This is a genomic window from Caballeronia arationis (assembly GCF_001544975.2).
Taxonomy (GTDB): domain Bacteria; phylum Pseudomonadota; class Gammaproteobacteria; order Burkholderiales; family Burkholderiaceae; genus Caballeronia; species Caballeronia arationis.
This window is the reverse complement of record NZ_FCOG02000012.1, coordinates 136,207-143,315: the sequence shown is the minus strand read 5'-3', so window position 1 is coordinate 143,315 and position 7,109 is coordinate 136,207. Positions and strand designations below refer to the sequence as shown.

Sequence of the window (7,109 nt, the reverse complement as noted above, 5' to 3'; positions counted from 1 at the left end):
CGGGCGCTGGTGAACTCGATCGCCAGCCGATACGTCTCGCTGATCGCCTCGCGTCCTTCGAACGACAACACCGAGAATGGTGCAGGCTGCTTCGCAAGATGCAGGCTATACGCCTGCGTCGGCAATATCATCGAACCCATCGCAGTGAACCCCTCCTATTGCCACCCCGTCACGTGCCTTCATTTCGTGCCAATCGGCCACCCCATCTATCAATCTGGCTCCGGGCAGTTCGATTCGTATTCCGAAGCATCTGCGTCAAAAGATTGGCTAGAATTAATCTAGCCAATCTTCGCACACCGTTAAGCCAACAGTTTTCGCATCAAATGCAAACTATTGTGAACTTCGAGCCTCAGATGGCGAACCGTTCTGGCGCGCTTTCGCCCGTACGCTCGTGCTCGCTGATCGCGAGCGCCCGCACCCACTCGCGTGCCGGCAGCTTCAGTTCTTTCTCGATGAGCTTCGCGCGCTTTTCGAGCGCCGCGAACGGCACGTCGAGCGCGGGACCCGAAAACGCAAGCGCGACGCGATTACCGTCGTGCACTTCAGGCAGCGCGATCACGCGGCCGTCGAACGCTTCGGACAGGCGCTTCATGTTGCGCACGAAGCTCGGATGATCGCCGAACAGGTTGATCGTCGCAACGCCCGCTTCCGGCGTCAGACACGCGCGGCAGGCGCGATAGAACGACACGCTGTCGAGCACGGGACCGCGCGCGGTCGCGTCGTAGAGATCGATCTGCAGCGCTCCGATCGTGCCGTGATTCGCCCGATCGTTGACGAACTCCCATGCATCCTGTTCGTTGACGGTGAGACGGGCGTCGTCGGAGGGGAGTTCGAACATCGTGCGCGCCGCGATTACGACCGCCGGATTCAGTTCGACCGCCTCGACCTTCGCACGCTTGAGGAACGCGTGGCTGAACTTCGTCAGCGCGGCGGCGCCGAGGCCGAGTTGCACGATGCACTTCGGCGTCTCGATGAAAAGCAGCCACGACATCATCTGCTGCGCGTACTCGAGCTCGATGTGATTCGGCTTCTTCAGGCGCATCGCGCCCTGAACCCATTCGGTGCCGAAATGCAGGAAACGGACGCCGCCCTCTTCCGAGAACGTCACGGGCGCGAAGCGCGGCTTGCGCGGGGTTTCGATGCGCGGGGCGTCGTCGAGGTCGTCGGCGCGTTCGCGCTTCGAGCGTCTGTCGTGTTTTTCGTTGCGCGCTTTGCCGTTGAACGCACGCGCTTCGGCGGACGCGCGCTTGATGAGTTTCGTCATGTCGTGAGGATCTCGCGCCAGAAGCGCAATTTTTGGTCGAACGAGAGGATAGCATTCGCCGGACTCGACGACGGCAGCACGAGCGTCGCGTAACCCGCCGCGCGGATCACCGGCTCGAATCGGCCTGAGGTCTTGCCGTTGAAGCAGACCTTCCTGAGAAGCGGCGCGTGCACGCGAAACGACGCGAAGTCGTTCGGGTTCGCGTGGCGGATCGCGGCGTCGAGACTACCTTCGCGCTCGCAGGCGGCGAGCACGTCCCACAGGCCGATGCCGTGGGCGAGCAGACGCGCGACGCGCTCATCGTAAGGAAGCTCGTGCAGCGCTTCGCCGATCACGGTGCCGACGAGCCGCCAGAACTGGTTGCGCGGATGCGCGTAGTACTGCGTCGCCGCGAGCGACGCGACGCCGGGAAAGCTGCCGAGAATCAGCGTGTGGGTCGCTTCGTCGGCGATCGGGGGGAAGCCTCGCAGCATCACTTCGGCTCGGGGCGCGCGGGGCGCCTTGAATGCGAGACCAGATGCTCGAGCGGCCGCGAATGCTCGCGATGCGATTCGCGCAATGAAGACGACAACCGCGACCACAGCGCCGGCAACATGCATTCGGTGACCATCAGCGGGGCGCGGTATCGCTCGAACACCGAGCGGCGCGCGACGAGCGCGTGCACGGCGGCATCGTCGAAGAGTCCGGCCGCCAGCCGATACAGCGGATGACGCGCGGTGAGCCGCCGGCTCACGAGCGCCGAACGCGCGACGCTGCTGTCGCTGTAGAGAAGCTCCGCGAGCGGTCGCGTGCGCAGCGAACGCATCGCCTGCCAGACGCCCGCGCTCTCGGCGAGCGGCACGATGCTGTGCGCCGCGACGAACGGCACGCCGTCCACGTTCAGCACGACTTCGCGCACCCAGCACGGCGTTCGCGGGCCGATGCGCAGCGCACGCCATTCGTCGGCGAATGGCATGTCGATGGCCTCGCGCGTGACCGACACGCTTACCGCGCCGAGCGTGCGCAAATGCGCGGTGAGCGAGCCGCCGCGCGTCGCCCAGTCTTTCTGATCGGTGGTGAAGGTGGCGCGCGGTGCGACGCGCCAGTGGGCATCGACGGGATCGTGGGGAATCGGCATGGCGGTGATTATAAAACCGTCATCGAGTTAGGACGAATCGTATGGAAGTGCGGATATCGGCGATGAAAACTGCTGCGCCGGTCATGGGACGTATGGCCGGTCTCGCGGCCTGACCTGGCGCGAGCCAATCAACACTGAGAGGACATCAATGTCGGAAAACAAGAAACAGACGTCGAAGCCGGTCGCCCATCTCGCAGCGAAAACGCTGAGCGACCCGGAGGCATCGGCAATCGCGAAGAGCCTTGCGGCCTCCGCCCTGTCGCAGACGCATTCGAACAGGCAGACGAGCGCCGAGATGGAACACAAGGCGAGTGAAATGCTTCACAGCGCCAAGTATTCCGAAGACACGAAGACGCTCGCGGCATCGGTGCTCGCGCAGGCCAATAAGGAACGCAAGCTGAAGAAATAAAAAAACGCGCTGCCGGCATCAACCGGCAGCGCGTTTTTGATCGGGATGTGGAGCCGCTCAGCGCGTCAACAGCAACGCGTTCGTGCGCTTCACGAAGCTCGCCGGATCTTCCAGCGAGCCGCCTTCCGCGAGCAACGCCTGATCGAAGAGCAGATGACACCAGTCGCCGAAACTGGCGTTATCGGCGTTCAGCCCCTTCACCAGCGGATGCTCCGGATTCACTTCCAGGATCGGCTGCATCTGCGGCGCCTGCTGGCCCGCCGCCTTCAGCATGCGCTGAAGGTAGCCGCTCATGTCGCCTTCGTCGGCAACGAGGCACGACGGCGAATCAGTGAGACGGAACGTGAGGCGCACGTCCTTCGCCTTGCCTTCGAGCACTTCCTTCATCTTCTCGACGAGCGGCTTCATTTCCTCGCCGACTTTCTCCTGCTGCTGCTTTTCCTCGTCGTTCAGCGCGCCGAGGTCGAGGTCGCCGCGCGCGACGCTCTGCAGGGGCTTGCCGTCGAATTCGTTGAGGAACGAAAGCATCCATTCGTCGACGCGCTCCGTCAGCAGCAGCACTTCCACGCCCTTCTTGCGGAACACTTCGAGATGCGGGCTGTTCTTCGCTGCCTGCCAGCTATCGGCGGTGACGTAGTAGATCTTCGTCTGCTCGGGCTTCATGCGCGACACGTAGTCCGCGAGCGACACGGTCTGCTCGTCGGTATCGTTTTGCGTGGAGGCGAAGCGCACCAGTTTCGCGATGCGCTCGCGGTTGCCGAAGTCCTCGCCTACACCTTCCTTGAACACCTGGCCGAATTCCTTCCAGAAGGTCGGGTACTTTTGCTTCTCGGCGTCTTCCGTAGCTTCCGCCGACGACAACGCCAGATCCTCCAGCATCGACAGCACGCGCTTGGTCACGCCTTCGCGGATAGCCTTCACATCGCGGCTTTCCTGCAGGATTTCGCGCGAGACGTTGAGCGGCAGATCGGCCGAATCGACGACGCCCTTCACGAAGCGCAGATACTGCGGCAACAGCTGCTCGGCGTCGTCCATGATGAAGACGCGCTTCACGTAGAGCTTCAGACCGCTCTTGTGATCGCGGTTCCAGAGGTCGAACGGCGCGTGCTTCGGCACGTACAGCAATTGCGTGTACTCGCTGCGGCCTTCGACGCGATTGTGCGTCCAGGCGAGCGGATCGTCGTGATCGTGCGAGAGGTGCTGGTAGAACTGCTTATACTGCTCTTCCGTGATGTCGTTCTTCGCCCGCGTCCAGAGCGCGCTCGCCTGGTTGACGGTCTCGTCCTCGTCCTTCTCGACCATCTCGCCCTTTTCCGCGTCCCACTCTTCCTTCTTCATCAGGATCGGCAGCGCGACGTGGTCCGAGTACTTCTGGATGATCGACTTGAGCTTGTGGGTGGACAGCAGTTCGTCCTCGTCGGCACGCAGGTGCAGCGTGATGGTCGTGCCGCGTTGCGCGCGCTCGATGTCCTCGACTTCGAAATCGCCCTCGCCCGCGCTCGTCCAGCGCACGCCCGCACTCGCCGGCAATCCGGCGCGGCGCGTTTCGACCGTGATCTTGTCCGCGACGATGAAGCCCGAGTAAAAGCCCACGCCGAACTGGCCGATGAGCGCGGCATCCTTCTGCTGGTCGCCGGAAAGCTTCGAGAAGAATTCCTTGGTGCCGGAGCGCGCGATCGTGCCGAGGTGCGAAATCGCTTCGTCTCGGCTCATGCCGATGCCGTTGTCGTCGATGGTGACGGTGCGCGCGGCCTTGTCGTACGACACGCGGATGCGCAGGTCGGAATCGTTCTCGTACAGCGCGCTGTTTTCGATGGCCTCGAAACGCAGCTTGTCGGCGGCGTCGGATGCGTTCGAAATCAGCTCGCGCAGGAAGATTTCCTTGTTGCTGTAGAGCGAATGGATCATCAGATGCAGAAGCTGCTTCACTTCTGCCTGAAAGCTCATGGTTTCTTGCGCCATGGTCGGTTCCTCTAGTTGGGTTTTCGATGATGTCGGCGACCGCGCCGGGGAAGCGCTATCGCCTCGAGCGAATTGGCGTCAGGTGGGGCATCTCAGGGCAATTTCAAGAGCCGAATGTGTATTTTCTCTCACCGCGCGCCGTGTGGAACAATTCCGCCCATGATCCCCAATCGAGCCAGCCGGTGAAAATGTCCGTCGCGGTGCGCGCCGCCTGTTCGCGCGCGCTCGGCCGCAAGCGCGTCGCGCGCACGCTCACGAGCGGCGAGATCGCGATCGCGCGGCTTGTTTTCGCCGATGCGATCGACTATTCGACAGTCCGCGTTCACGACACGGGCTATCTGCCGTTCGGCCTGCAGCCTGCGCACACGGCGATGGCGCCGAACGGCCATCTGTATTTTCCGAAAGCCTGCTTCCGCGACGATTTCTCGACCAACCTCGCTTCGCAGATGTGGTTCATGCACGAGATGACGCACGTCTGGCAACATCAGCTGGGCTACTGGGTGAGGCTGCGCGGCGCGGTGCGGATCGGCCTCGGTTACGGATACACGCTCGCGCCCGGCCGACGCCTTCGCGATTACAACATGGAGGCGCAGGGCAACCTGATCGCCGACTATTTCGCGCTCGCGCATCAAGGCGGCGAAGGCCGGCGTCATCTCTACGAGCACAAGTACCGGACCCATCCCGACGCGCTCGCGCTCTTCCAGACCGTGCTGGCCGACTTCATCGCCGATCCGTCGAACCGCCGGAATCTGCCGCGAAGCACGCTGAGCCGCTTGGTGTAATCCGAGCCCCGCGCGTCGCCTAAATCCGCCGTCCGGCCTTGTCGAGATGATTCGCGAGCAGCGCGGACAGCGCCGGATCGCCGCAATTGGCGATGTTGAAGCGCATCCACGTCGTCGGCGACTGATGCGGCGAAAAAAGGCTCCCGGGCGTCAGCAGGAAGCCGGCTTCGTGGCCGGCGGCCGCGAGCGCTTCGGAATCGATCCCCGCGTCGGCCCAGAGAAACATGCCCGCCGACGGCTGCGAAAAGAGCCGGAAACCGGTCGATTCCAGCATTCGCGCGGTCTTTTCGCGCACGCCGTCGAGCCGCCCTCGCAGACGTTCGACGTGGCGCCGGTAATGGCCTTCCGTCAGCACCTTGTAGAGCACGCGCTCGTTCAGTTCCGGACTCGTCATGCCGACGAGCATCTTCTGGTCGGCCAGCGCGTTCGCCACCTCCGCCGACGCCGCCACGTAACCCACGCGCAGATTCGCCGCGAGCGTCTTTGAAAAGCTGCCGAGGAAGATCACGCGCTTCAGCTGATCGAGGCTCGCGAGGCGCGTCGCGGGATAGCCCGGCGGGGCGAGATCGCCGTAGACGTCGTCCTCGACGACGATGAAATCGTAGGTTTCTGCCAGTTGCAGGATCCGGAACGCCTGCGCCGCGGTCAGCGACGTGCCCGTCGGGTTCTGCAGCACCGAATTGATGACGAGCATCTTCGGACGCCAGGTCTGGACCATCGTCTCGAGCGCGTCGAGATCGGGGCCGTCGGGCGTGTACGGCATCCCGACGAGCCGCGCGCCCTGCGACGCAAAGCGCCCGAACATCTGAAACCATGCCGGGTCGCCGACGATCACCGTATCGCCCGGCTGCACGTAAAGGCGCGCGATCAGGTCGATCGCCTGGGTGATGCCGGAGACCATCACGATCTGCTGCGTCGATGCGCCGATCTCCAGTTCCGCGAGCCGCGTCTGCAATTGCTGGCGCAGCGGCAGGAAGCCCTGCGGCGTGCCGAAGCCGAGCAACTGCGCGCCGCTCTGGCGGCTCATCGAGCGCAGCGCGCTCGTGATCAGCTCGCCGTCGAGCCACTGGGTCGGCAGATAGCCGAGCCCCGGCCCCTTTGCCGGGCTCGACGTCTGCAGCATGTTGCGCAACAGCCAGACGACGTCGATCGTGCTCTGTACCGGCTCACGCTCGGGCGTCGCGACGGGGCTCGCGACCGGTGTCGCCGCCGCGCGGTCGCGGACGTAGAAACCTGAGCCGCGCCGCGAATCGAGATAGCCGTGCGCAACGAGCCGCTCGTACGCTTCGACGACGGTGAAACGCGATACGCCCTTGTCGAGCGCGAGCTTGCGGATCGACGGCATGCGCATGCCGGGACGGAACACGCGTTCGTCGATGCGCCGCCGCCCCCACTGGACGAGCTGGTCGACGAGCGTCAGTTGCGGCGCGTCGTGCGGCGCGGGAATCAGGTCGAGTGGCACGGACATCGGCGGCTCCGGTTTAGAGCGTTGATTTGGCGAAAAACTGTACCGAATAGTATTGGTCCGATTGTACCGTTACTGTGCAGGTGTTAGGCGCTACATTTGTCCTTCCG

The 7,109-nt window shown here is 63.7% G+C and carries 7 protein-coding genes; 2 read left to right on the top strand and 5 right to left on the bottom strand.

Translation table 11 applies throughout. The features are described from left to right. Positions 1-349 precede the first annotated feature (349 nt). The 3 genes from AWB81_RS10030 to AWB81_RS10020 are packed head-to-tail and all read right to left on the bottom strand — an operon-like array spanning position 350 to position 2,381. Complete coding sequence (locus AWB81_RS10030) at positions 350-1,264, bottom strand: class I SAM-dependent methyltransferase (RefSeq protein ID WP_062634708.1); 915 nt, start codon at positions 1,262-1,264, stop codon at positions 350-352. Further along, positions 1,261-1,737 (bottom strand): DNA-deoxyinosine glycosylase, encoded by a 477-nt coding sequence (locus tag AWB81_RS10025; protein ID WP_062634706.1) that lies wholly within the window; start codon positions 1,735-1,737, stop codon positions 1,261-1,263. The genes AWB81_RS10030 and AWB81_RS10025 overlap by 4 nt, the downstream gene beginning before the upstream one ends. Further along, positions 1,737-2,381 carry a chorismate--pyruvate lyase family protein gene (locus AWB81_RS10020; RefSeq protein ID WP_062634703.1) on the bottom strand — a complete coding sequence of 215 codons (645 nt, stop codon included), beginning with the start codon at positions 2,379-2,381 and terminating at the stop codon, positions 1,737-1,739. The genes AWB81_RS10025 and AWB81_RS10020 overlap by 1 nt, the downstream gene beginning before the upstream one ends. Positions 2,382-2,529: 148 nt before the next feature. On the opposite strand from AWB81_RS10020, the gene AWB81_RS10015 reads away from it, so the two are divergent. Beyond that, complete coding sequence (locus tag AWB81_RS10015; protein ID WP_062634701.1) at positions 2,530-2,790, top strand: hypothetical protein; 261 nt, start codon at positions 2,530-2,532, stop codon at positions 2,788-2,790. A 57-nt stretch (positions 2,791-2,847) separates the two neighbouring features. On the opposite strand, the gene htpG is transcribed toward AWB81_RS10015, so the two are convergent. Next, a complete protein-coding gene (gene htpG, locus AWB81_RS10010) occupies positions 2,848-4,752 on the bottom strand; it encodes a molecular chaperone HtpG (RefSeq protein ID WP_062634699.1) in 1,905 nt (634 codons plus the stop codon). 188 nt (positions 4,753-4,940) lie between these two features. Between htpG and AWB81_RS10005 the strand changes: the two genes are divergently transcribed. After that, positions 4,941-5,534: a Rhs element Vgr protein gene (locus AWB81_RS10005; RefSeq protein ID WP_087134876.1), complete on the top strand. Its 594-nt coding sequence runs from the start codon at positions 4,941-4,943 to the stop codon at positions 5,532-5,534. A 19-nt stretch (positions 5,535-5,553) separates the two neighbouring features. On the opposite strand, the gene AWB81_RS10000 is transcribed toward AWB81_RS10005, so the two are convergent. Next, complete coding sequence (locus AWB81_RS10000) at positions 5,554-7,002, bottom strand: aminotransferase-like domain-containing protein (protein WP_062634697.1); 1,449 nt, start codon at positions 7,000-7,002, stop codon at positions 5,554-5,556. Between the last annotated feature and the right edge of the window lie 107 nt (positions 7,003-7,109).

Bases quoted from the DNA above. Each gene is read 5' to 3' on its own strand.
- htpG (WP_062634699.1), bottom strand. From the start codon at position 4,752: ATGGCGCAAGAAACCATGAGCTTTCAGGCAGAAGTGAAGCAGCTTCTG.
- AWB81_RS10025 (WP_062634706.1), bottom strand. From the start codon at position 1,737: ATGCTGCGAGGCTTCCCCCCGATCGCCGACGAAGCGACCCACACGCTG.
- AWB81_RS10015 (WP_062634701.1), top strand. From the start codon at position 2,530: ATGTCGGAAAACAAGAAACAGACGTCGAAGCCGGTCGCCCATCTCGCA.
- AWB81_RS10020 (WP_062634703.1), bottom strand. From the start codon at position 2,381: ATGCCGATTCCCCACGATCCCGTCGATGCCCACTGGCGCGTCGCACCG.
- AWB81_RS10000 (WP_062634697.1), bottom strand. From the start codon at position 7,002: ATGTCCGTGCCACTCGACCTGATTCCCGCGCCGCACGACGCGCCGCAA.
- AWB81_RS10005 (WP_087134876.1), top strand. From the start codon at position 4,941: ATGTCCGTCGCGGTGCGCGCCGCCTGTTCGCGCGCGCTCGGCCGCAAG.
- AWB81_RS10030 (WP_062634708.1), bottom strand. From the start codon at position 1,264: ATGACGAAACTCATCAAGCGCGCGTCCGCCGAAGCGCGTGCGTTCAAC.